Here is a 24,163-nt window from a genome sequence, read left to right as displayed (position 1 = left end):
AAACTGGTTGAAGCATAATGAAAACGCTAGGTAAGTGGTCCTACATCGAGACCGAACAGAACCGGGTTGACCTGCTTGTAGATAACAAGCATCTGCTTTCTCTGTTCGTTCTTGAAGACAAGCTTGTTCGGGTTCTTTTGCGCAAGAATGGTGAGTTCCGGCAAGGACGGACATGGTCCATCACTCCGGCAGAAACGCCGGTACCGTTTGAAGGCCGGTCTCGTCTTTCTGTCGAAGGCTTCTCGCTACCAGAGTTTAAGCAAGAGCTTGCTGAGGGCACACTTACACTGGAGACACGGGCTTTGCGCGTCTGCGTGAAAACGCCGCTTCAGATAATCTGGGAGGCAAAATGCGAAGACGGGTCATACCAGGTTATCGCCAGCGAACGGCCTACAGGCGCTTATATGCTAGGCGTTAAAGACCACAAGAACTCGCATTTCTTCAGCCAACCTGCAGATGACCGGATTTATGGCCTCGGTGAAAAGGCTGGCAATCTACTGCGCAATGGTCGCCGCTACGAAATGCGTAATCTTGATGCGATGGGGTATGATGCAGAGACCACCGACCCACTTTACAAACATCTGCCGTTTACGCTGACACGTACCGGTTCTGGTGTCTCTTATGGCGTGTTCTACGATAATCTGGTGAGCTGCTGGTTTGATCTTGGCAATGAGATCGACAATTATCATCAACCCTACAGATCATACCGTGCTGAAGACGGAGATCTGGACTATTACTTTATGCTTGGCCCTTCCCTATTGGAGGTGACTAAGACGCAGGTTTGGCTGACTGGCAAGCATATCTTTCCGCCGAAGTGGAGCCTCGGGTATTCCGGCTCGACCATGTATTACACCGATGCGGAGAATGCGCAGGAACAGCTGGAAGGCTTTGTTGATCTGATCAAAGAGCACGCCATTCCTTGCGACAGTTTCCAGCTTTCCTCCGGTTACACATCAATTGGCTCCAAGCGCTATGTGTTCAACTGGAACTACGAGAAATGTCCTGATCCAAAGACCATGACCTTAAAGTTTCTGGATGCTGGCGTTCATCTCGCCGCGAACATCAAGCCATGTCTACTACAGGACCATCCTATGTATGGTGATGTGGCAGCGAAAGGCCTGTTCATTCAAGACAGTGAGGCTGATCAGCCAGAGCGGTCTCTGTTCTGGGATGATGAAGGTTCTCACCTCGACTTCACCAATCTGGATACTGTGAGTTGGTGGAAAGCCAACGTCACCAAGCAGCTGCTTGAGCGTGGTATCGGTTCCACCTGGAACGATAATAACGAGTATGAGATCTGGGATTTCTTTGCTCGCTGTCAGGGGTTTGGTGAAGAGATTGACGTCGGGCTCATTCGTCCGCTTCATTCTTTCCTGATGATGCGTGCTTCTTATGAAGCACAGGTGGAGTATGCACCGGAAGAGCGCCCTTATCTTATCTCGCGCAGTGGCTGCCCCGGCTTGCAACGCTATGTACAGACGTGGACTGGTGATAACCGAACTGGCTGGAACAACCTGAAATACAACATCAAGATGGGTCTCGGCCTGTCGATGTCAGGTATCTACAATGTTGGCCACGATGTGGGCGGCTTTTCAGGTGCTCGTCCTGATCCTGAGTTGTTTGTACGCTGGGTTCAAAATGGCGTCATGCATCCGCGTTTCACGATCCATTCGTGGAATGATGATGCAACTGTCAATGAAGCCTGGATGTATCCAGAAGTTACGCCCCTTATCCGCAATGCGATCCAACTGCGTCAGCATCTCATGCCGTATTTCTACACCATGCTGCACGATATGCATGTGATGGATGAGCCGTTTTTGCGCCCAACATTCCTTGATCACGAAGGAGACGCGCACACCTTTGCGGAGACAGATGACTATCTGCTCGGTAAGGACCTGTTGGTTGCTTCTGTGGTTGAGCAAGGTGCTGCAACACGTGAGGTTTATCTGCCAGATAATGGCGATGGCTGGTACGAATTCGATACAGGCGCGTATCACAAGGGCGGACAAACCATCGTTGTTGATGCACCTTTGGAACGCCTCCCCCTGTTCGTGCGTGCAGGTACCGTCATTCCGCTTGCTAACCCAACAGCTAAGAACACCACTGAGTGTCATCTTCAAGCCCTGGCAATCTTCCCGTTCCAAGGCACCGGAAAGCGAGAGCTTGCTGTTTTTGAAGATGATGGCATCAGCCATAATTGGCTAGATGGCGCACACATCACCTTGCATATGGCTCTTTCCAGCAGTTCCAACGAGCAAAATTTAACTTTGTACCGCAGCGGTTCACTTGAGATTGATGGACGAGAACTCTCCGTTTTCATCAAAGGCCGCTCACCGAATGGTCTTGTTCCAACTGTGGTCGTGAACGGACAACAGGTTTCGGATGACACTCACACTTTCTCACTCAATGAGCTTTGATAAGGTCCACCTCCTATGACTATTGAATTTCAGAAACTCGATCTCAATGCGCTTCCAGGTGATGTGTCTGTCCCATCTTATGATCGTACATCACTAAAGCCGCGTGTTGCTCATATTGGTTTTGGTGCCTTTGCCCGTGCTCACGTTGCAATGCATCTGCACGAAACACTTGCTGCTGGTGGCGGTGATTGGGGCTTGCGGGTGATTGAGTTGTTCGGAACGCCGGATCTGTTTGATAAGCTTGCAGAAAATGATCACCTCTACACGTTGGTTGAGACTGCTGATGAAGGCACAAATACCCGGCTCCTCGGGGCTGTATGCGAGACACAGCACGTAGCACGCGATGGTGTAGCGGCTCTGATTGATGGGCTTGCAGAAGAGCAGCTGAAGGTCATTTCTCTCACCATTACCGAGAAAGGCTACTGCGTTACAAACGGGAAGCTGGATCTGGATAATCCAATGATCCAGCAGGATCTTAAAGCACCAGAAGCGCCCCAAACCGCAATTGGTTTGATCGTTGCTGGCCTTGCGAAACGTCGGGCGCTTGGCAACGGCCCTATCACGGTGATGTCTTGCGATAACTTACCTCATAATGGCGTGCTCTGCGGAGTTGCTGTTCGTGAGTTTGCGGCCAAGCAGAATGCAGAATTGGCTGCGTGGATCGAGGAAAATGTCTCTTTTCCATCCACCATGGTGGACCGCATCGTGCCTGCGTTGACTGACGAGTCCCGAGACCTCATCCGCGAGAGCCTTGGCGGACAAGTTGATCTGAATGGCATCGTATGCGAGCCGTTCCGTCAGTGGGTGATTGAAGACAACTTCAAAGCTGGACGGCCACAGTGGGAGCTTGCTGGTGCGCAACTTGTTGCGGATGTTGAGCCGTTTGAAGAGATGAAGCTTCGCACTCTGAACGGCTCTCATTCCTTCCTTGCCTACCTTGGCTTCCTTGCAGGCAAGGAGACCATTGCAGATTGCGCTGCCGATCCTGTATTTTACGCAGAAGCGCGCAAGCTGATGGTGGATGAACAGTTGCCCACACTGGATGTTCCAGGCGATGTGGATTTGGAGGCTTATGCGGACTCATTGCTCAAACGCTACTCCAACTCCAAGCTGAAACACCGTACCTGGCAGATTGCTGCAGATGGAACACAGAAGATGCCGCAGCGCTGGTTAAACTCTGTGAAGTTCCATCTCGCCAATGGCGGTGACTATCGTCATCTGGTGCTCGGAATTGGTGGCTGGATGAACTACATCCGCGCGGATCGCAATGGCGAAAGCTACGAAGTGGTTGATCCGATGAAGGAGAAGCTTGCTGAAATTGTCGCCAAAGACGGCGGGGACACAACAACCTATGTCGATGCACTGCTTGCCTTGGATTCTGTGTTCCCATCTGAACTTGTTGCTAACGATGAGTTCAAGAAAGCGGTTCACAAGGCCTACCAAGCAGTGGCAGAAAAAGGTGCCGCGCAGGCTGTCGCTGATTTGGCTGACTAGGTTTTACGGAAATCCTTGCTCGGCTACAGGCTGAGCAAACGCTCATACTCAGGGATTGGTGACAGGATCAATCCCCCTACCTTCAGGGCAAAAACGATGCAGCCATTTCTTGGACAAGACTTCCTCCTCGAGACAGAAGCAGCACAGCGGCTTTACCACGACTATGCAGCTGAAATGCCAATCGTGGACTACCACAACCACTTATGTCCGCAGACCATTGCTGAAGACCATCGCTTTGATGACATTGGCCGCGTCTGGCTTGAGGGCGATCACTACAAATGGCGTGCTATGCGGTGGGCCGGGATTGATGAAAGCCTGATCACCGGCAAGGACACCAGCTTCAAAGAGAAGTTCCTCGCCTACGCTTCCGTGATGCCGAAGTTTCTTGGGAACCCGCTGTACCATTGGACGCATCTGGAGATGTATCGCTACTTTGGGCTGGAGGGTGTGATCCTCTCAGAGAAGTCCGCTGAGACTGTCTGGGAAGTTTGTAACGGAAAGCTTGCGACCAAACCATTTTCCGCTCGTGGCCTGTTGCAGATGCAGCACGTGAAGATGCTGGGAACGACTGATGACCCTTGTGATGACCTGCATTGGCATAAGATGATCGCGCAGGATCCAACCTCTACAATGGTTGTTCGGCCTACCTTCCGGCCTGACCCGGCCTTTAAGATCGATAAGCCGACGTTTCCTGATTACATCATGAAACTCAGCAGAACCGTTGGTTTTCATATCGACAAGTATGAGCGTTTGCTTGAGGCACTTTCCATGCGACTGGATCACTTTGGACGACATGGTTGCCGTGCGGCGGACCATGGTCTGGACTCCATGCTGTTCTGCCCGGTTCCGTCCGGCACCGAATTGAACCGCATCTTCAAAGAAGGGCAAGGCGGAGCAACGCTGAGTATTGACGATGTGACTGCATTTCAATCAGCTGTTCAGGTGTTCCTAGGAAAGGAATACGCAAAACGTGGCTGGGTGATGCAGATGCACATTGGCGCAACACGGAACAACCGTAGCCGCATGTTCAAAGCATTGGGGCCAGATGTCGGCTGTGATGGCATTGATGATCGTGAGCTTGCTAATCCACTCAACCAGTTCCTCGACACTTTGGATCGTGAAAAAGCATTGCCCAGAACTGTGCTGTATTCTCTTGATCCAACCAAGAACGAAGTTGTCGTAACAACAGCCGGAAATTTCCAGGACGGTTCCTTCGGCGGCAAAATTCAAGCAGGAACAGGCTGGTGGCACAATGACCAGCTGGACGGCATGGAACGCCAGATGACACAACTTGCGCAGATGGGATTGCTTTCTCAGTTCCTCGGCATGTTGACAGACAGCAGATCGTTCCTATCTTTCCCTCGACACGAGTATTTCCGTCGCTTGCTTTGCAGGATCGTTGGGGAGTGGATGGATAAAGGCCACATTCCGGGTGATTTTGAGCTTGCGGGAGGCATGATCAGGGACATTTGCTACAACAATGCAGCAAACTGGTTCCTTGATGAAAAGTAGGTAAGCTTTGGCCCCTGCTTTATCCCATGAAGCCCCTTGGACCATGCCTCTGGACCAAGGGGTTTCTGACATCAGGGACCTGCTTTAATCGTCATGCTTGTAAATTGTATCCAGAGCATCAGCATGGTTATTGAGCACTTTCGCACGCCTGATTTTCAGTGTTGGCGTCAGTTCGCCTGTCTGGATCGAGAAGCCATCTGGTAAGATCTCAAACTTGCGAATGCGTTCAACCCGCGAATGACGTGCATTCACTTTTTTGATGCTGGCCTGAATCACACTCCGCAACTGATCTGATTTCAGAACATCTTCAGGCTCGATGTTGTTCTCAGTTGCAAATCGCTGTGCCATTGCCCCATCAACGGTGATCAGAGCGCTTAAAAAGTTCTGATTGTTGCCTGCAACAACAGCATATTCGACCAAAGGTATTTCCATAAGGTCTTGCTCGAGCATCGCAGGCGAGATGTTCTTACCTCCAGACGTGATGATAAGCTCTTTTTTACGGCCTGTGATAAAGAGATAGCCTTCCTTGTCGAAATAGCCGATATCACCGCTATAGAGCCAACCATCGCGTAAAGCTTCATCTGTTGCGGCAGGGTCATGCGCATAACCAGAGAAGTTGGTGTCTGCTTTGCAGAGTATCTCACCATCTGCGGCGATTTTGATCGTGACACCATCCATCGGCTTACCGACAGACCCCAGACGGGTTGCTCCAATGATATTGATGGTCGCACCACCACAGTTCTCTGACTGGCCATAGACTTCGCGGATGACAATATCCAGTCCTGTAAAGGCCTCCAGAACACGCTTGGATACGGGCGCTCCACCACTTACGAACATGCGCATTTTGTCGAGGCCGATCTTGTGTTTGATCTTATCGAGCACGAGGCGGTTTGCGATCTTCTTTTTGGTGTTCAGCACCAAACCAGCAGACTTGCCGTTTATGCTTTCTTTGTACCAGTCCTTACTCGTTTGAAGAGACCATTGAATAAGCTTACCTTTGAAGCCTTTCTCTTTGCTGAGCTGCTTTTCGACTTTCTCATTGATCTTCTCAAAAATCCTTGGAACACCGAATGTTACAGTCGGCCTCACCTCTGGCAAGTGTTCACCGAGGCTGGTCACGGACTTAGCGTAGTAAACCGGGTAGCCAGTGTCACAAGCCTGAATGATGGTGCCGCACTGCTCTGCGATATGAGCCATGGGCAGATAGGAAATATAACGGTCAGCCGGTGTCGGTTTGAAGGCCAGATTCAGTGCATCAGATTCTGTGCGAATTGCGCGATGGCTGATCTGCACTGCTTTCGGCAGACCTGTTGTCCCTGAGGTGTAAATCTGGAGTGCAATGTCCTCAGCAACAATGTCATTGAGGCGTTGGTTAAGCTCAGCATCCAGTCCAGGACTGTTCTCACCCAGGGACATAAAGCTGGCCCATGTGTATTGATCTGGATTTTCGACGCGCCCATCCAAACGAATGGTCTTACGCAGGTGGCGCATATTCTCTGCCTGCTCGCCTATGCCTTTGAGCTGAGCTTTGGTTTCAGCAAGCAAGATGCGGCCTTGCGAATGGCGCAGGATGTAATTGATTTCAGGAGCGGCAGCTGTCCAGTAAATGCCCGTTGGAACAGCCCCGATCATCATGGCAGCTACATCCATGATAGTCCATTCAGGACGATTGTAACTTAAAATACAAACGGCATCGCCGGGATTAACGCCCAGTGCGAGCAGTGCTTTTGCAGCGTTACGTACCTGCTCGCCATATTCAGTCCAGCTCGTTGCTTCCCATCCATCTTTCCCACGAACAAAGTATGCTGGTTTGTCGGCAAGGCGTTCGACAGATTCCATGAATGCTTGGGGAATGGACTTAAACGTGTTTTGAGCTTGTGCTTGAGCAACGGGCCGGGCCTGCGAACTCATGTTATTCTCTCTATTTTTATTATTTCCAGAGCTTTACATCCTCTGAATTTGTCGGTGTCAAATACAGATACCAAGAATACCCATCAAACCCACAAGAACTACAGGTATTTTCTCTTATTTTCATCTCTCTGGTTCATGAGCAACGAATATTCATTTTTGATTTGACAGAGTTTTTACTGAATTCCTGATATATCTAATTGGAAATTTACTTTAATGCTTCTTAGAGGCATTAAAGATTAATCATTATCGCTAGAGTTCTTTGGGGATGCTGCTTATTTAGTTGAGTGGTTTCTGCAATTTAGCGGTAAACCAGAGGAATAGATCTCCTATGGTAACAGGGATCGACAATCACTCAGTCGGGCAAGTTCATTTATGCAGCAGTTCAGTGTTACGCGCGGTCTAAACCTACCAGATCCTGTTCGCATCAGTCGCTACAAGCGTCTGCCAGAACTTGGCCCTGCCCTCTTGTTCTTCAGCGGAGGAAGCGCGCTTAATCCAACAGCTCGCGCTTTGAAGCAGTACACCCACAACTCCATTCACCTGATGACACCGTTTGATAGCGGTGGAAGTTCTGCTGTTTTGCGTCACGCCTTTGGTATGCCCGCAATTGGAGACCTACGCTCGCGTTTGATCGCACTGGCAGATGAAAGTGTTCTTGGGCAGTCCGAGATCTACCGTCTTTTCACACATCGGTTTCCAAAAACGGCTTCTCTTGAGGACTTGCACGGTGAACTGGTGGATTTGTTGGAAGGGCATGATCAACTGATCGCACGAGTTCCCAACCCAATGCGACGCCTGATCCGGCATCAGCTGGCATTTTTTCATGATGCGATGCCATCAGACTTCGATCTAAGAGGCGCCAGCATTGGAAATCTGATCCTTGCCGGGGGGTATCTGAACAACAATCAGAAGCTTGATCCGATCATCTTCCTGTTCTCAAAACTGGTGAACACACTCGGCACGGTTCTGGCGACTGTTGATGCACGTTTACATCTGGCTGTTGAGCTGGATTCTGGTGAGATCATTGTGGGCCAGCATAATATGACTGGCAAAGAAACCTCGCCCATTGCAAGCAGGATTAAACGGACCTATCTGACCCGCTCTCTGGCCGGAGGTGATCCGGTGGAGATTGAGGTCTCTCCTAAAAAGCAGCATCTTATCGAGACTGCAGACATGATCTGCTATCCTCCGGGAAGCTTTCACAGCAGCCTGATTGCAAACCTACTGCCAATGGGCGTGGGTAAGTCCATTGCACGTAGCCCAAATCCGAAAGTGTATGTCCCCAACCTCGGCAATGATCCCGAGCAATTCGGGATGAGTCCAAATGAGACGGTAGATGCACTCTTGAAACATTTGCGCGCTGATGCGGGGGAAGATACGCCAACAGACAAGCTGCTCAATTTTGTCGTCACAGATGAAAAACATGCTGCTGAATTTGATTGGGCTGAGCTGGAAGCACAGGGCATTTCCCTGATTGGTGCTGATCTGACAAGCACGCATTCGGTTCCTTATTACGACCCGGAAAAACTAGTTTGCATGTTATTGAGTTTTCTCTGAAGTCCTTTTCGTTCAGTTAACTCACTGTAAATTCGTGATTTATGTCTTTCGCATGCAACATCTGACAGAAGCAGATGATTTGCAATAGTTTGCCTTGCGCTATCGTAGGTTTGTTGTTGCAACTTAGTTAGATCATCTCGAACATCATCTTCAACTTTACTTAAAACCCCCCCAACACTTCACAATATTTTATTTGCAATGACGCTTAATCAAGAAACAGAAGACATGTTGACGCAAGTATACGCATAGATATTAGGTAGCAGGAGCATGTTTACATTCGACACATAACCAAGCGGAAAAGCAAATGTCGAAGTTCAAGTTTCCTACCGCGTTTACAATTCTATTTGCCCTCATCATTCTCGTTGCGATAGCAACCTGGTTCGTTCCTGCTGGTAAGTACGATCGGGTGATCAACCCAATCCTCGACAAGGAAGTGCCGGTCCCCGGCACCTATCATCTGGTCGAGGCTAATCCTCAAGGCCCTGTTGAAGTCTTTATGGCTCCAATTGCAGGTCTTTATGACCCGATCTCCTACACGGCAAATGCAATCGATGTTGCGGTCTTTGTTCTTGTGATTGGTGGCTTCCTGATGGTTGTGACCCGAACAGGTGCAATTGATGCAGGGATCGCCAAGATTATGACGGGATTGAAGGGGCGAGAGAACCTGATGATCCCCATATTGATGGCCTTCTTTGCAGCTGGGGGCACGATCTATGGGATGGCGGAGGAAAGTCTTGCGTTTTACGCGCTCATCATTCCCGTGATGATCCGCGCTGGTTATGACTCTATGACGGGTGTTGCCGTTATTCTTTTGGGTGCAGGCATCGGAACGCTTGGCTCAACGATCAACCCGTTTGCAACTGTAATCGCCTCGAATGCAGCTGGTGTGCCTTTTACAGACGGCATCGGTCTTCGCTTCCTTATCTTGATTGTTGGTTGGCTGGTCTGTGTGGCTTGGGTCATGCGTTACGCTGCAAAGGTGAAAGCTGATCACACTTCTTCCCTTGTTTCCGAAATGAAGGATGAAAACGAAAAACACTTCCTGCAAGGTGTCTCAACGGACGACATTCCCGATTTCACGGCGAAGCACGGTTGGATCATGACGATCTTCGTCGTCACATTCGGCCTGTTGATCTACGGCGTTGCTGTTCTTGGCTGGTGGATGGGCGAAATGGCTGCCCTTTTCCTTGCTGCCTCTATACTCGTGGGGATCGTTGCCCGACAAGGTGAACACGAGTTCGTTGACAACTTCCTGGATGGTGCACGTGATCTGCTTGGTGTCGCGCTGATCATCGGGGTTGCCCGCGGTATCGTTGTGGTGATGGATGCTGGTTCGATTACCGACACGATCCTTTACTGGTCCGAACAGGCCGTCAGTGGACTGAGCAAAGTTGCCTTTATCAATGTGATGTTCTGGCTGGAACTGGTGCTGTCGTTCTTCGTGCCCTCTTCCTCAGGTCTTGCCGTGTTGTCCATGCCGATTATGGCACCGCTGGCAGGGTTCTCCAATGTTGGGGCGGAATATGTGGTCACGGCCTTCCAATCCGCCAGTGGGCTGTTGAACCTGTTCAACCCCACCTTTGCCGTTGTGATGGGCGGGCTTGCGATTGGGCGCGTGCCTTATGACAAGTGGCTTCGGTTTGCCATCCCGCTCGTGATCATTCTGTTCGTTTTGATCTCACTTGCGCTGTCGCTCAGCGTTTAAAGGCGGTTTCTCCAATCTTCGCAGAGGCAAGCATGCCTCTGCGCCGCACAAATCAAACCTCTGAACCAAACATAGAGACACTGATCTCTCACAAACAAGAATTCTGGAACGGAGTCTGCAACATGACTGAATTTGGTGTTCATTCGGAAGTTGGCAAACTGAAAGAAGTGATGGTTTGCCGTCCCGGGCTTGCGCATATGCGCCTTACGCCCGGCAACTGTCAGGAGTTGCTGTTTGATGATGTGATCTGGGTTCGAGAAGCACAAAAACACCACTACGACTTCTGCCTCAGAATGGAAGAGCGCGGTGTGAATGTGCTGGAGATGCACAATCTTCTGAAAGAGACGCTGGAGGATCAGGAAGCTCGTAAGTGGGTGCTGGAACGGCGCATCACACACAATCGCGTTGGCTATGGCATGGCCGAGGACCTGCGGGCCTGGCTTTACGAGCAGCCCGAGAAGTTTCTCGCGGATCATCTGATTGGCGGCATTGCGCGGTGTGAGTTGGGGTTCAAACCAACAGGTGTGTTTGGCAGTTATCTGGACCCGAACGACTTTGTCATTCCGCCCTTACCGAATACCTTGTTCACCCGCGATACGACCTGCTGGATCTATAACGGCGTTACGCTTAATCCGATGTTCTGGCAGGCGCGCCAGAACGAGACGCTCCTCACCACTGCAATTTACAAATTCCACCCTCATTTCAAGGGCAAGGTCAATTTCTGGTGGGGTGATCCGGATGAGGACTTCCATGAATCTACCGTGGAAGGCGGCGACGTCATGCCAATCGGCAATGGGGTTGTATTAATTGGGATGGGTGAGCGCACCACACCTCAAGCTGTCGGTCAGGTGGCGCGTGCCCTCTTCCGCAATAAGGCGGCAACTCGCGTCATTGCCTGCCAGATGCCAAAGAGCCGTGCAGCGATGCACTTGGACACTGTTTTCACCCTTCTTGATCGCGACAAAGCAACAGCGTTCTCAGGCGTTTGTGATGAGATTATTTGCTTCTCGATCCGTCCCGGAGACAAACCCGAGAGTGTCGATTACAGGCAGGATGAGGGACATCTGTTCGATGTCATCGCCAATGCACTTGGTATGCAGAAGCTGCATGTGGTGACCACAGGCGGCAATGCTTATGACCAGGAACGCGAGCAATGGGATGATGGCAACAACGTTGTCTGCCTCGAACCTGGTGTCGTGGTTGGGTATCGCCGAAACACCTACACAAACTCAAAACTCCAACGAGCTGGTGTCGAAGTCATCGCCATTGACGGGTCTGAACTTGGTCGTGGTCGCGGTGGTGGACACTGCATGACCTGTCCAACAGTGCGTGACGCCGTGGAGTTCTAGTGTTTTCAAACTCCGTTGAACAATAAAAACATCCAAGAGATGGAGAGTAAGGAAAAATGGCTTTCAATCTGAAAGGTCGCAGTTACCTCAAGCTCAAAGACTTCAGCCAACGCGAAGTGCTTTACATGCTGGATCTGGCCCGTGATCTCAAGCGAGCCAAATACTCTGGAACAGAACGGCAGACACTTGTCGATAAGAACATCTGTCTGATCTTCGAAAAAACCTCTACCCGTACCCGTTGTGCCTTCGAGGTTGCCGCTCACGATCAGGGAGCACATGTCACCTACCTGGATCCATCCGGCTCTCAGATCGGCCACAAGGAATCCATGAAGGATACCGCACGTGTGCTGGGTCGGATGTTCGATGCCATTGAGTTTCGCGGTTCCGGGCAAAAGGCCGTTGAAACCCTCGCCGAGTACTCTGGCGTCCCGGTCTATAACGGGTTGACTGATGACTGGCATCCAACCCAGATGCTCGCTGACATGTTGACAATGACCGAACACAGCCCCAAGCCGTTGCATGAAATTTCGTTTGCCTATCTGGGCGATGCCCGCAACAACATGGGCAACTCATTGCTGATGCTGGGCGCTCTATGTGGCTGTGATGTTCGCATTATTGGCCCGCAAGAACTGCACCCTGAACCGCATGTGTTGAAAGCAGCTGAAGTCAATGCAAAGCGGTATGGTGCGCGCATCACGATTACAGATGATGCCAAAGAAGGTACTGAGGGTGTTGACTTCATCCATACAGATGTCTGGGTCTCCATGGGTGAGCCGCCGGATGTCTGGGACAGCCGGATCAAGTTGCTGCGTGACTATCAGGTCAATAAGGCCTTGATTGAAGGCACCGGTAACCCGAACACATTCTTCATGCATTGCTTGCCAGCTTTCCATAACCGGGAAACTAAGGTGGGCGAAGAGATCTTCCAGAAGTTCGGGATCTCCGAGATGGAAGTGACTGAAGATGTCTTTGAATCAGATCGTAATCTGGCGTTTGAGCAAGCTGAAAACCGGCTCCACACAATTAAAGCCATCATGGTTGCGACGATTGGAGGCCGATAATGCGTGTTGTCGTCGCTCTTGGCGGAAATGCCCTTCTCCGGCGTGGAGAGGCAATGACTGCCGAAAACCAACGAAAGAATGCGCGGATCGCCGCAGAAGCGCTAGCGCCACTTTATGATGATGGTCATGAGGTGGTCATCACGCACGGGAATGGCCCTCAGGTCGGCTTGCTGGCACTGCAAGGTGCTGCTTACGAGCAGGTTGAGGCCTACCCTCTGGATGTGTTGGGTGCTGAAACAGTTGGCATGATTGGCTACATGATTGAGCAGGAGCTTGGGAACCTGCTGCCCTTTGAAAAGCCATTTGCCACGATCCTCACGCAGGTTGAAGTTGACCCAAACGATCCTGCTTTCAAAGATCCAACAAAGCCCATCGGTCCGCTTTATTCCAAAGAAGAAGCGGAGAGACTAGCCGATGAGAAAGGCTGGTCCATTCGAGAAGATGGAGATAAGTGGCGGCGCGTTGTGCCAAGCCCCTTACCCAAACACATCTTTGAGATCCGGCCTATCAAGTGGCTTCTGGACCATGATGTGCTTGTCATCGCAGCAGGTGGGGGCGGCATTCCAACTATGTACAACGAAGAAAAGAAGCTCGTTGGTGTGGAATGTGTGATCGATAAAGACCGGTGTTCAGGCCTTCTTGCCAAAGAGATAGATGCTGACGTCTACATTATGGCGACAGATGCGGATGCCGTTTATCTGGATTGGGGTACACCGAGCCAACGCGCGATCAAATCGGCTTCTCCGGATGCACTGGATGCATATGGTTTTGCCGCAGGTTCTATGGGACCAAAGGTAGAAGCAGCACAGACTTTTGCTCGGCAAACCGGCAAAAAATCCGTCATATGCACGCTCGCTGAAGTGCCTCAAGCAATTTTGGGAGAGAAAGGGACTTCAATCACCACAGCGGCTGGTGACACCACGTTTTACTGAGATGGATGCCCCGAAGCTGAGTGAGCTTTGGGGCGTTCCTGTTTTCAAATGCATTTGATTGTCCTTGGGCTTCATTTTGCCCATCAAAAACAACAGGAACACAAAGGACGAATTGCATATGGCCAAAGTGCCAGCTCCATATTCTCAAAAAATGTCGCTGGTCGGAGCGATCATTCCCGTTGCCTCGCTCGTTATCCTGCTTGCGCTTTCCTACTATCTGTTTGGAGATGAAGCCTCCTCAGGACCAAACCAGATTGCGCTCTTGTTTTGTGCCCTGATCGCCAGCTTTGTGGCGCTGTTTCATGGTTTTCACTTTGATGAACTGAAGGATGCTGTCGTTGATAGCGTGAGCACCGGCCTTCATGCGATCTTCATTTTATTTGCAGTGGGCTCGTTGATCGGCACATGGGCTATGTCCGGCACCATCATGGCGATGGTTTATTATGGATTACAGCTCCTTAGCCCGAATTACTTCTACTTCACGACCGTCATTATTTGTGCCCTTGTTTCAGTCAGCATCGGTAGCTCGTGGACTGTAGCAGGAACCATTGGCATCGGTTTGATGGGGATTTCAACAAAGATGGGTCTCGATCCCGCTATCACTGCCGGCGCTATCCTGTCGGGCGCCTATTTCGGAGATAAGTCCTCCCCACTTTCTGATGCAACTAATCTGGCAACTGCGGCGGCGGGATCTAATCTTTACACGCACATCAAAGAAAATCTCTGGACGTCCATACCTGCTCTCATCATTTCGCTAGCCCTCTTCTGGTGGCTCGGAGAACCCGGAGACTTTGTCGCACAAGGCACGTTAACCAGCATTGAGCAGCACTACGACATTACCTTGCTCAATTTCCTTCCGCTCCTGCTGGTTTTGGGACTGGCAATTGTCCGCTACCCGCCGTTTACGACCATCTTTATTGGTGCATTGGCGGGCGGTCTTTATGCAGTCATCATGGACCCAGACAAAGTGGTTGGCCTTGCTGCCTCTCCGGCGCTGCCCTACACACTGGAGGTGATCAAAGGCGTCTGGATCGCCATGTCTAACGGTTATGTGAGCGTGACAGGAGACCCTTCTATTGATGCACTGCTGAGCCGTGGTGGCATGGGCAATATGCTGACGACCATTTGGTTGATCATGACAGCTTTGGCGTTTGGTGGGGTGGTTGAGAAAGCCGGTATTCTGGACCGGATTATCGGCCCGATCCTGCACGCAGCTAAAACCACTGGTGCGCTGGTGTTGTCGCTGGTTTCAACCGCAATCGCGACTAACATTTTGGCGGCAGACCAGTACATTGCGATTGTTATTCCGGGCAGGATGTACCGCAAGTCTTTCCGTCAACGCCGATTGCGACCTGAGGTTCTGTCCCGTGCGGTTGGGGATAGCGCAACAGTGACCTCCGCTCTCATTCCATGGAACAGCTGTGGCGCTTATATGGCGGCTACACTTGGTGTTCCAACGCTGGCTTTTGCTGGATTTGCCTTCTTCAACATTGTCAGCCCCCTCCTGACAATTCTGTTTGCCGTGATGGGATGGAGAATGTTGACGATGACAGATCACAAGCCTGAGCGTATTGTGCTGCCGGATGATGAGCAAGAAGCCTGATTAGTGAGAAATGCAGCACCGCCATGGAGAATTTTAGCTGGCACCAGATGCAAGAAGACGACCTGCACGAGATCGACCAGATCATGCAGCAGACCTATCCGCATTTGCCGGAGGATATCGACTGTATTCGGGAACGTGTGCGACTGTTTCCTCATGGCTGTCAGGTGCTGCGACAAAACGATAGAGACGCCATCCTCGGCTACATCATCTCGCATCCATGGGAAAATCGTAGTATCCCACCGCTCTCCAGCTTACTGGGCTCCCTGCCCTTTAAGGCCGAAGTCTATTACATTCACGACATAGCCCTGCTGCCGGAGTCACAAGGCATTGGCGCAGCCCGAGATGTTCTTGAGCAACTGAGTCAGGTGGCGCGTAGTCTGTACATCAACAAGTTTGCGCTGGTTGCTCTGGGCACCGCCAATGAGTTCTGGCGGGCACGTGGCTTTCGAACAGTGCACGAACAACTGCTCAAGGATAAACTCAGAGCATATGGAGCGAATGCACACTACATGCAGCGTGGTGTCGACTAGAACGGCCTGTCTTTGACCTGCTCCATACAAACGAATGTAGATGTCTGCGCTACATAAGGCATTTCAGAGAGTTTTTCTCCCAGTACGCGGCGATAACTTCCGATATCCTTGGTTCGCACTTTCAGCAGATAATCAAATCCGCTTGCAATCATGTGGCATTCTTCGATCTCTGGGATTTCCCGCGCAGCTGCGTTGAAAGCTTCCAGTGAGCGTGAGCGCGTGTCGTTAAGTTTGACCTGTACAAACGCGATATGACCAGCACCTAACTTGGTGTGATCGACTTCTGCCCGATAGCCAAGAATGTATCCCGCATCCTCCAGTTTCTTCATGCGAATCTGGCAAGGCGTTTTAGAAAGGCCTACCTTTTTCGCAAGGTCAGTGACAGTGATGCGCCCGTATTTTTGCAGTTCTTCTACAATCTTACGATCAAATTCGTCCAATTTCTCCATGATATGCCATTTTATTATTCATAACGACCATTTCGACTGAATATCAAAGTCGAATAGTCTTTACCATCAAAAAATACAGGAAACATCCCTATGGGTATTTTGCTAATGTCAGCTCAACAATAGGTATTTAACAGTAGGGAGCACGGCATGGGATCAGAGGCTACGCCGGAGATCATCCGCAACAAAATCAGAGATAACTACCTTCCTGACGAAAATCAGGTGGTTCAGGAGCTCATTTCATCCCTGCAAATGGATGAGGCTGCGCGTAAGCGGGCATCTGACAAGGCGGCAGATTTGATCTCAGATTTGCGGGCGAACACCTCTCCAACAATCATGGAGAGTTTTCTCGGCGAATACGGCCTCTCAACTCAGGAAGGCATTGCGCTGATGTGCCTTGCGGAAGCTTTGCTTCGCGTGCCTGATGCCCAGACAATTGATGCGTTGATTGCGGATAAGATTACTCCAAGTGCCTGGGGAGAGCACCTGGGTCAGTCTTCTTCCACACTGATCAACGCGTCCACATGGGCGCTGCTGCTGACTGGTAAGGTTCTGGCGCAAGATGATCAGGGGCTCGTTGGCACCATTCGCGGTGTTGTGAAGCGCCTTGGTGAGCCTGTGGTTCGTACTGCTGTTGCGCAAGCGATGAAAGAATTGGGTCGCCAGTTCGTTCTTGGCCGTACCATCCGCGAAGCCATGCGTAATGCGCGTGCGGAAGAAGGCAACGGCTTCACCTACTCCTACGACATGCTTGGCGAAGCTGCTCGGACCGAGGCTGATGCAAAGCGCTATCATCTGTCCTACTCCAAAGCGATTACCGCGCTTTCCAGCAATTGTACGAAAGCAAGCATTCGCGAAAACCCAGGTATTTCAGTCAAGCTTTCGGCTCTGCACCCACGCTATGAGTTTGCCAAGCGCGAACGTGTGATGAAAGAGCTGGTTCCTCGCACTCTTTCCCTTATCATGCTGGCGAAGTCCTCCAATATGGGCTTCAACATTGATGCAGAAGAAGCGGATCGCCTCGACATTTCCCTTGATGTGATTGAAGCGTTGCTGGCCGATCCTGCAACTGAGGGCTGGGACGGTTTCGGTATTGTTGTACAGGCGTTTGGACCACGTGCAACTCACGTGATCGACTGGCTCTATGCGGTTGCTGAGAAGTATGATCGCAAGATCATGGTGCGTCTGGTGAAAGGTGCTTACTGGGACAGCGAGATCAAGCGTGCACAGACCCTTGGTATTGATGGCTATCCGGTCTTCACCCGTAAGGTATCCACTGACATCTCCTACACTGCTTGTGCTGAAAAACTACTGGGTATGACGGACCGCATCTATCCGCAGTTCGCAACTCACAATGCGCACAGTGTTGCAACCATTCTGGAACTGGGAAAAAATCTTCCGCTAAGCTCCTACGAGTTCCAACGCCTGCATGGCATGGGCGAAGCGCTTCACGAGCGCACCATGAAGAAACACGGCTCCAACTGCCGCATCTACGCTCCGGTTGGTGCACACAAAGACCTGCTGGCTTATCTGGTTCGCCGCCTGTTGGAAAATGGCGCGAACAGCTCTTTCGTGCACCAGATCCGTGATGAAAACGTGACACCAGAGGCAATTGCACAGGATCCGCTCGTTCATATCGAAAAGTATGGCGAGCATGTTGCCAACTCCAAGATCCCTCTCCCACCAGCGCTTTACGGTGCGGGACGTAAAAACGCAAAGGGCTGGGATTTGAGTGATACACGCCAGGAAGCTGAGTATGTTGAGAACCTGAAATCCTTCTCAGCAACCAAGTGGAACGGCCATCCTGTCATTGCAGCTTCCGTCAAGAACGCTGAAGCGGTGAGCGTGAAAAACCCTGCAAATCTGCGGGATGTTGTTGGCAGCGTAGCGACCGCGACGCCGGAGCAGATTGAAGCGGCTTTGACTACCGCACATAACGGCTGCGCTGAGTGGGCAGACAAAAGTGCGGAAGACCGTGCTGTCATCCTTCGCAAAGCGGCAAACTTGTTTGAAGAAAATGCTCCTGAGATCTTTGCTCTGCTGACACGTGAAGCTGGCAAGACCTACATGGATGCCATCAACGAACTGCGTGAAGCGGTTGACTTTGCACGCTACTACGCGAACGAAGCGATCCGTCTTGATGAGCGTGATGGTAAAGGCGGCCTTCGTGGTCCAATTACCTGTATCTCTCCCTGGAACTTCCCGCTTGCGATTTTCTCGGGGCAGATTTTTGCCGCTCTGGCAGCTGGCAACCCAGTGCTTGCCAAGCCTGCGCCACAGACGCCACTGATCGCAACGTTTGCTGTTGGCCTGATGCACAAGGCTGGCATTCCTGTCGAGACTCTGCAGTTGCTGCCAGGTGCTGGCGAAGTTGGTGCTGCGTTGACATCTGACAGCCGTGTGGCTGGTGTTTGCTTTACTGGCTCCACCGGAACTGCGCAGCACATCAACCGTGCTATGGCAAAAGCGCTTGCTCCATCTGCACCGCTGATCGCTGAAACAGGTGGCCTTAACGCTATGATCGTGGACTCCACGGCTCTGCCTGAGCAGGCTGTTCGCGATGTGATTGCTTCCAGCTTCCAAAGCGCGGGTCAGCGTTGTTCAGCGCTACGTATGCTTTATGTTCAGGAAGATATCTTTGAAGATTTCAAAGCGATGCTCCTGGGTGCCATGAGTGAGTTGGAACTGGGTGATCCATCAGCCTTGTCGACAGATGTCGGTCCGGTGATTGATGCAGCTGCACAGAAGAAGATTGCTGCACACTGTGAAAAATGGGCTGAAAAAGGTCGCGTTATCAAGCAGATGAAGGCCCCAACCAAAGGTCACTTCATTGCTCCGACACTGATCAAACTGGACGGTATCGAAGAGCTGGACGAAGAAATTTTTGGTCCTGTTCTGCACATTGCAACCTTCAAGGCAGAAGAGATCGACCAGACGATTGACGCGATCAATACAAAAGAGTTCGGTCTGACATTTGGTCTGCATACCCGAGTGGATAGCCGTGTTCAGCACATTGTAGAGCGCGTGAAGGTGGGTAACCTTTATGTGAACCGAAACCAGATTGGAGCGATTGTTGGATCTCAGCCGTTTGGTGGTGAAGGCCTGTCTGGTACTGGCCCGAAAGCAGGTGGTCCTCACTATGTGGCTCGGTTCCGTCTTGCTGACACGTCAGCGGCGACCAGTGTGGAGCTGAGCAAAACCGTCTCCGCCGAGGATATCTTTAAAGCGCGAGGGGCATTACGCACCAGCACGTGGGAAGGTAACTTCGGTCGCTTCACCGAGCTGGCAACCCTGTTTGAGAAGGAAACAGGTCTACTGAACCGTGTTGCGGCTGATCACGCACACAACATGCCTGGACCAACCGGTGAATCCAACCGCCTTTATGCTGCGCCACGTGGCACCGTGCTTTGCCTTGGCCCGGATACAGAAAGCCTGAAGCATCAGGTGGTTCTGGCTTTGGCAGCTGGCAACGGGGTGATTGCTGTTGGACAAGACGCAGAGAAGCTGGCTGTGAAGCTGCGCACTCTTTCCGCTCCAATCGTCGCATTAGAAGGCAATCTGGCCGTTGGTGCGCTGAAAGAGCTTCAAGGTGTTGATGCCGTTGCAGCGAACCACGCTGAGCAAGAGCTGAAGGAAATGAAGGCTGAGCTTGCCGAACGTGAAGGTGCTTTGATGCAGCTGATTATGGAGCGTAACCAGCCTGAGCGTTATCAGCTGGAACGTCACCTCTGCATTGACACAACAGCGTCTGGTGGCAATGCGAGTCTGCTGGCTGCGACAGAAGACTAAGCTGTTCTTAAACAACAAAAAAGCCGCCTCAATCTGAGGCGGCTTTTTTCGTTTTGAACCACAATCAATGACTATGACGCGGCAGGCCTTTTTGCGCGATGCGCTGGTATTTGACGGCTGGTTTCAACACCATGCCTTCATCAAACTGATCTACAATACCGCGCTGAATTTCCTGCCACGGCGTTTGATGCTCAGGGAATTCATAGCCACCACTTTCAGCTAGCTCCTGCTTTCGCTTCGCCAGCTCCTCCTCAGAGATCAGCACATTCGCTTCCCCCTTGTTCAGATCAAGGCGAACGATATCTCCGTTACGCAACAATGCGAGACCACCCATGACGGCGGCTTCCGGGGATGCGTTGAGGATAGAGGGAGAGCCTGAGGTGCCTGACTGACGACCATCACCGATACATGGCAGTGCATCAATGCCTTGCTTCAAGAGCTCATCCGGCGGCTGCATGTTGACAACCTCAGCACCGCCCGGATAGCCGATCGGGCCAGTTCCGCGAATGACGAGGATTGTGTTGGCGTCAATGCCAAGAGCCTCGTTGTTGATGTTGTGGTGGTACTCTTCAGGGCCATCAAACACCACAACCTTGCCCTCAAAAGCATCTAAATCATCTGGATTAGACAGATAACGCTCTCTGAAATCCTTTGAAATCACAGAGGTTTTCATGATTGCGGATTTAAAGAGATTGCCTTTGAGGTTGAGGAACCCGGCGTCTTTCATCATCGGCTTATCATAGGAGTAGATCACGTCGTAGTCGGCAACTGTGCTCTCTCCATAGATTTCACCTGTGGTCTTTCCTGAAACAGTGACAGCATCTTTATGAATGTGGTCATGTTTCATCAGCTCTGAGAAGATGCCCGGTATACCGCCTGCACGATGGAACTCTTCTGAAAGGTAAGCCCCAGCCGGTTGAACGTTGGCAAGCAGTGGGATTTTATGGCCCAGGTTCTGCCAGTCATCATTGTGCAGCTCAACGCCGATATGTCGTGCGATAGCGTTGATATGTATTGGCGCATTGGTTGAACCACCGATGGCCGAGTTCACTGCAATTGCGTTTTCAAACGCCTTGCGTGTGAGGACATCTGACGGCTTTTGATCGTCATGCACCATCTGCACGATGCGCTTGCCAGTCTCATATGAGATCTGGCCGCGTTCGCGATATGGTGCGGGGATAGATGCGCAACCGGGCAGGCTCATGCCCAGAGCTTCTGCAAGCGAATTCATGGTAGACGCCGTACCCATGGTGTTGCAGTAACCAACGGATGGCGCAGAATCTGCAGCCATTTCCATGAACTCTTTGTAGTCGATCTCTCCGGTGGCCAACATCTTGCGGGCTTTCCAGATAACCGTACCGGAGCCAACACGCTCTCCCTTGTGATAGCCATTGAGCATTGGTCCAACAGTCAGGCAGATGGCGGGAATGTTGACGGTTGCGGCGGCCATGAGCAGCGCTGGTGTGGTCTTGTCGCAGCCGATGGTCAGAACAACACCATCGAGCGGATAACCATAGAGGGTCTCGACAAGTCCGAGATAGGCAAGGTTGCGATCAAGCGCTGCGGTTGGGCGTTTGCCGGTTTCCTGAATAGGATGAACAGGAAACTCGAAGCAGATGCCGCCCATTTCGCGGATGCCTTCGCGTACGCGCTCTGCCAGCACCAGATGGTGACGGTTGCACGGGGATAAATCGGACCCCGTCTGGGCAATACCGATAATCGGTCGGCCTGACTGAAGCTCTTCACGCGTAATGCCGTAATTCAGGTAGCGCTCCAGATACAGTGCGGTCATGCCCGGATCGTCTGGCGAGTCAAACCACTCTTGTGAGCGGAGTTTTGTTTTTGGAGCTTCAGTCATAGCTCTTCAGTTCCTTCCCGAACCAGAGCAACCCCTGCTGGAGGCAGCTCCAATCCATCCAATTCCGCTGCATCAGCAAGACGCAGCGCTTTCAAATTCATCTTATTTTTCGAATAGTTATAGTAGAAAGCGCCGACAGATGTTTTGCTTCTTCTCAATCCGCTCGGCAATTCCACCTTATCAATTTTGGCAGGTTTGAAGACCTCATCCAGAATGGCACTCATGAGTGTTGGGTCGGCCCAGGCGGAGACGTAGTAGATGTTGTTTTCGCCCATGAAGATCGGTTGACCGCTCTCGTCTTCGAACAGGATTGGCAAGCTGGTGGTGACCTCTTCTTGCCAGACATAGGCTTTGCCGCGTTCCTGATCTGCCAGGTCTGAGACTGGTATCGCAAACTTTATCGGGCTGGTACTGACACGTAGAACCTCAACGCCTTCAAAGGGTTCAGGAAGATGTAAGGTCTTTTGAGAGATCTGGTAGTTCTTGTCTTTCTGAGCCAATCGGGGACCACCGAGGACGACACCGCCGAACTCGATGTAGGCTTTGAGGTTTTCTGAGAGTTCCTCGCTCATTGCATAAAGGGCGGGGACAATGACCAGCTTGTAGGGGGATAAGTCCTGAGAGGCTGGTCTGATGACTTCTACATCAACACCCTTTTGTCTCAGCGCGCGGTAGTAGGAGAGGACGAGACGGAAGTAGCTAAAGTCTTGACCCTGCTGCTGAGTTTCGTGTGCCCAGTGACTTTCGTAGTCAACAATGAGTGCAACAGGAGCTTCTGACGGGGTGAATGCGCCCAGCTCCTCAATTTCGCGGGAAACCTGAGCGGCTTCGACATAAGCCTGCGCAGGCTTATTATCGGTCTGCTTGAGCCCTGCATGCATTTGCTCCTGTGCGAATGGGGCCTGTCGCCAGCGGAAATAGCTTGTGGTTTCAGCACCATGGGCGAAAGCTTCCCAGCTCCACAAGCGCACCATTCCCTTCAGTGGGATTGGGTTATACGGTGCCCAATTCACGGGGCCGGGTTGCAGCTCCATGATCCAGAGGCGGCCATGACCAGCTTGTCTGTAAAGGTCGTGGTGGAAGGCCTGATAATCGGGATCGCCTTGCTGGAAATAGTCTTCCCAGTAGCCATCAGGTGTGCCCTGCGGGTTTTCCATCTGATATTGGCTGTGGAACCCAAGGGGATAGCAATCCCAGCTGGAGATATCGAGCTGGTCTCCGACCTTGTAGTGGTCGAAGGAAAACGTGTTGCCCATGAAGTTATGGAGGATTGAGCGGCCCGGAGAGAGCTTGCGCAAGATATCAACTTGCTCTCCGTTGAACTCAGCGACTTGATCTGATGAAAACCGTTTGAAATCAAGCCTATGAGACGGGTTACTCTCTGTCACCGTCAGGTTTGGCAGATCGACCTGCTCAAAGCTGTTGTATTCCATTGACCAGAACACATTGCCCCAAGCCTCATTCAAGGCTTTGATATTGCCGTACTTTTGCGCCAGCCAGAGTTGGAAGGCCTTGTGGGCGGAGCCAGACCAGGAACGGACAGTCTCATGACAGCCGTACTCATTGTCGGTTTGCCAAGCTGCGACAGAGGGGTGATTACCATATCGCTCAGCGAGGATTTCTGTGATCCGGCGGGATTCCCAGCGGTAGCCTTCGTGGGAGAAGCAGTAGTGGCGGCGGCTGCCGAATTTTCGGGGGTGGCCGTTCTCGTCAACGGCGAGCATGTCCGGGTGTTTATCCACCATCCAGCGTGGAGGTGTAGCAGTTGGGGTGCACATTACGATCTTGAGACCCGCACTTGCGAGAGTCTCAATTGCGCTGTCCAGCCAATCCCATGAGAAACGCCCTGGTTCAGGCTCAATACGCGACCAGGCGAACTCAGCGATGCGCACATAGGTAATGCCCAGCTCGGCCATTTCTTTGGCATCTTGCTGCCATAAGTCCTCTGACCAGTGTTCTGGGTAGTAACAGATACCTAAGTGTTTCTTATCGCTCATGA

At 51.5% G+C, this 24,163-nt stretch carries 15 protein-coding genes; 11 read left to right on the top strand and 4 right to left on the bottom strand.

What is annotated here, in order from left to right; genetic code table 11:
- The first annotated feature begins 17 nt into the window (after nt 1–17).
- The 3 genes from DHN43_RS23285 to uxaC all read left to right on the top strand — a co-directional run bounded on the left by DHN43_RS23285 (nt 18) and on the right by uxaC (nt 5,423).
- The gene (locus DHN43_RS23285) at nt 18–2,417 is read left to right on the top strand and encodes a glycoside hydrolase family 31 protein (RefSeq protein WP_108820231.1); all 2,400 of its coding nucleotides are present in this window, start codon (nt 18–20) and stop codon (nt 2,415–2,417) included.
- Nucleotides 2,418–2,432: 15 nt separating this feature from the next.
- Nucleotides 2,433–3,911, top strand: a complete 1,479-nt coding sequence (locus DHN43_RS23280; protein WP_108820230.1) for a mannitol dehydrogenase family protein — start codon at nt 2,433–2,435, stop codon at nt 3,909–3,911.
- Nucleotides 3,912–4,007: 96 nt separating this feature from the next.
- Nucleotides 4,008–5,423, top strand: a complete 1,416-nt coding sequence (gene uxaC, locus DHN43_RS23275; RefSeq protein ID WP_108820229.1) for a glucuronate isomerase — start codon at nt 4,008–4,010, stop codon at nt 5,421–5,423.
- A gap of 84 nt (nt 5,424–5,507) precedes the next feature.
- On the opposite strand, the gene DHN43_RS23270 is transcribed toward uxaC, so the two are convergent.
- Nucleotides 5,508–7,334: an AMP-dependent synthetase/ligase gene (locus tag DHN43_RS23270; RefSeq protein ID WP_108820228.1), complete on the bottom strand. Its 1,827-nt coding sequence runs from the start codon at nt 7,332–7,334 to the stop codon at nt 5,508–5,510.
- A gap of 372 nt (nt 7,335–7,706) precedes the next feature.
- On the opposite strand from DHN43_RS23270, the gene DHN43_RS23265 reads away from it, so the two are divergent.
- The 7 genes from DHN43_RS23265 to DHN43_RS23235 all read left to right on the top strand — a co-directional run bounded on the left by DHN43_RS23265 (nt 7,707) and on the right by DHN43_RS23235 (nt 16,071).
- Nucleotides 7,707–8,891: a GAK system CofD-like protein gene (locus DHN43_RS23265; RefSeq protein ID WP_108820227.1), complete on the top strand. Its 1,185-nt coding sequence runs from the start codon at nt 7,707–7,709 to the stop codon at nt 8,889–8,891.
- Nucleotides 8,892–9,195: 304 nt separating this feature from the next.
- A complete protein-coding gene (locus tag DHN43_RS23260; RefSeq protein ID WP_057464770.1) occupies nt 9,196–10,596 on the top strand; it encodes a YfcC family protein in 1,401 nt (466 codons plus the stop codon).
- Between the two features lie 122 nt (nt 10,597–10,718).
- Complete coding sequence (gene arcA / locus DHN43_RS23255; protein ID WP_063290799.1) at nt 10,719–11,945, top strand: arginine deiminase; 1,227 nt, start codon at nt 10,719–10,721, stop codon at nt 11,943–11,945.
- Nucleotides 11,946–12,001: 56 nt separating this feature from the next.
- The gene (gene argF / locus DHN43_RS23250; RefSeq protein WP_108820226.1) at nt 12,002–13,006 is read left to right on the top strand and encodes an ornithine carbamoyltransferase; all 1,005 of its coding nucleotides are present in this window, start codon (nt 12,002–12,004) and stop codon (nt 13,004–13,006) included.
- A complete protein-coding gene (arcC, locus tag DHN43_RS23245) occupies nt 13,006–13,938 on the top strand; it encodes a carbamate kinase (protein WP_063295328.1) in 933 nt (310 codons plus the stop codon). The genes argF and arcC overlap by 1 nt, the downstream gene beginning before the upstream one ends.
- 118 nt (nt 13,939–14,056) lie before the next feature.
- A complete protein-coding gene (gene nhaC, locus DHN43_RS23240) occupies nt 14,057–15,541 on the top strand; it encodes a Na+/H+ antiporter NhaC (RefSeq protein ID WP_108820225.1) in 1,485 nt (494 codons plus the stop codon).
- A gap of 23 nt (nt 15,542–15,564) precedes the next feature.
- Nucleotides 15,565–16,071 (top strand): GNAT family N-acetyltransferase, encoded by a 507-nt coding sequence (locus DHN43_RS23235; protein ID WP_108820224.1) that lies wholly within the window; start codon nt 15,565–15,567, stop codon nt 16,069–16,071.
- Here the strand turns inward: DHN43_RS23235 and DHN43_RS23230 are convergent.
- Nucleotides 16,068–16,520, bottom strand: coding sequence for an Lrp/AsnC family transcriptional regulator (locus tag DHN43_RS23230; RefSeq protein WP_108820223.1), 453 nt, complete (start codon nt 16,518–16,520; stop codon nt 16,068–16,070). The genes DHN43_RS23235 and DHN43_RS23230 overlap by 4 nt on opposite strands.
- 147 nt (nt 16,521–16,667) lie before the next feature.
- On the opposite strand from DHN43_RS23230, the gene putA reads away from it, so the two are divergent.
- On the top strand, nt 16,668–20,306 hold the full coding sequence (gene putA / locus DHN43_RS23225) for a bifunctional proline dehydrogenase/L-glutamate gamma-semialdehyde dehydrogenase PutA (protein ID WP_108820222.1): 3,639 nt from the start codon (nt 16,668–16,670) through the stop codon (nt 20,304–20,306).
- Between the two features lie 64 nt (nt 20,307–20,370).
- Here putA and DHN43_RS23220 read toward each other — a convergent pair whose 3' ends face one another.
- Nucleotides 20,371–22,164 (bottom strand): IlvD/Edd family dehydratase, encoded by a 1,794-nt coding sequence (locus DHN43_RS23220; RefSeq protein WP_108820221.1) that lies wholly within the window; start codon nt 22,162–22,164, stop codon nt 20,371–20,373.
- Entirely contained in the window at nt 22,161–24,161 is a 2,001-nt protein-coding gene (locus DHN43_RS23215) for a beta-galactosidase (protein ID WP_108820220.1), read from the bottom strand. The genes DHN43_RS23220 and DHN43_RS23215 overlap by 4 nt, the downstream gene beginning before the upstream one ends.
- Between the last annotated feature and the right edge of the window lie 2 nt (nt 24,162–24,163).

The organism is Pseudovibrio sp. Alg231-02 (assembly GCF_900143565.1).
Lineage (GTDB): Bacteria > Pseudomonadota > Alphaproteobacteria > Rhizobiales > Stappiaceae > Pseudovibrio.
The sequence above is the reverse complement of the archived record's forward strand: the minus strand, read 5'-3'. Positions and strand labels throughout refer to the sequence as shown.